General features: G+C 76.6%; 1 protein-coding gene and 1 pseudogene. One reads left to right on the top strand and one right to left on the bottom strand.

Annotated elements, in window-relative coordinates; translation table 11 throughout:
• Positions 1-268: pseudogene (locus tag AB0D66_RS34585) on the bottom strand (CAP domain-containing protein); the annotation flags it as partial.
• A 237-nt stretch (positions 269-505) separates the two neighbouring features.
• On the opposite strand from AB0D66_RS34585, the gene AB0D66_RS34580 reads away from it, so the two are divergent.
• A partial coding sequence (locus AB0D66_RS34580; RefSeq protein WP_362311104.1) for a protein kinase occupies positions 506-1,618 on the top strand: 1,113 nt, incomplete at its 3' end.

Below are 1,618 nucleotides of genomic sequence, written 5' to 3'. Positions count from 1 at the left end.
ACGCGGCCTCGGCGGTGAGCGTGGGGAGGGCGGGCGAAGCAGTCGCCGCCGCCTCCCCGTCACCGGCGCCCGCAGCCGCGGACTTGGGTCCGGTGGCGCCGCCGGCCCGCTGGTCCGATTTCGCGCCGCCGTCGGAATCGGCCACCGCGACCCCGACCGCCACCGCCGCGGCGGCCGCGGTGAGGGACAGCACGATGCGCGTGCGCACCGTCTTCTTCCGCCGCGCCTCGACGCGGGACGGGGTTCCGGGAGTTCGGCTGCGGCTCATGCCGGTAGCACCTCGCAGGGAGAGGGGGAGGACGGTCGGACCGAGCCTAGGGCGGTGACCAGGGGAAAAAGCCTCCCGGAGGCGTTCTTCAAGGTCCCTTAAGGAAGCCCGCAGGATCGGCACAGGTGTGCGGTGGGCCGGTGCTCCCCGGCCGCGGGACGGACCTCGCTTGACTGGTACGCGACGCGACCGGTAGGGAGAGGCTGTTCATCGCGTGAGGTGTGAAACGGGGGACCCATGAAACCGCTCGAAACGGGCGATCCCACGTCGGTCGGCGAGGGCCGCTACCGGCTGGTGGGAAGGCTCGGGCAGGGGGGCATGGGTGTCGTCTACCTGGGCCGCTCCCCGTCCGGCCGTGCGGTGGCGGTCAAGGTGGTGCGGCCGGAGCTGAGCACCGAGCCGGGTTTCCGGCGGCGGTTCGCCGACGAGGTGGCGGCCGCACGGCGGGTCGGCGGCTTCCACACCGCGCCGGTCGTCGACGCCGACCCGGACGGTGAGCCCGCCTGGCTGGTCACGGCCTTCGTGCCCGGCCCGACCCTGCAGGCGGTGCTCGCGCGGGTCGGATCGCTGCCGCTGGACACGCTGACCGTCCTGGCGGCCGGCCTGGCCGAGGCGCTGGAGGCGATCCACCGGGCGGGGGTGGTCCACCGCGACCTCAAGCCCGCGAACATCATCGTCGCGGAGGACGGGCCGCGCGTCATCGACTTCGGCATCGCCCGCGCTCTGGACGGAACGGCCCTGACGCAGACCGGGCTGCAGATCGGCACGCCCGGGTTCCTGGCGCCGGAGCAGCTCACCAGCGGCGCGGTGACCCCCGCGGTCGACATGTTCGCGCTGGGCGTCGTGCTCGCCCAGGCCGCGGGCGGCTCCCCGTTCGGCGACGGCCCGTCGGCCGCCAGGCACTACAAGGTGGTCCACGAGGAGCCGGACCTGAGCGCCGTCCCCGGCGAACTCCGGGCGGCCGTCGCCGCCTGCCTGTCCAAGGACCCGCGGGAGCGGCCCACCCCGGCGGCCTTCCTGGGCGGCCTGACCGTCCGCCACCCGGCCGGCGACGGCTGGCTCCCGGACGCGGCGACACAGCTGCTCCCCCGTCCGGAAGCGGGTGCCGCCCACCCCACCGCCCCGGACGCACCTCGGGACACCCCGGCACCGGAAACCTCCGGGCCCGCCGCCACCCCGCCCGTGAGCCCGCTGCCGGACGGCCCGGCCCCCCGCACGGACCCGGACACCTCCCGGCCCGCCGGCCCGGAGCCCCGTACGGCGCCGGTGACCTCCCGGCCCGCCGGCCCGGCCCCCCGCACGGCGCCGCAGACTCCCGGGCGCGGCCACGCGGAAGGCGGGACCGTGCCG

Source organism: Streptomyces sp. NPDC048270, assembly GCF_040652335.1.
Taxonomy (GTDB): domain Bacteria; phylum Actinomycetota; class Actinomycetes; order Streptomycetales; family Streptomycetaceae; genus Streptomyces.
This window is presented reverse-complemented; position numbering and strand designations above follow the sequence as displayed.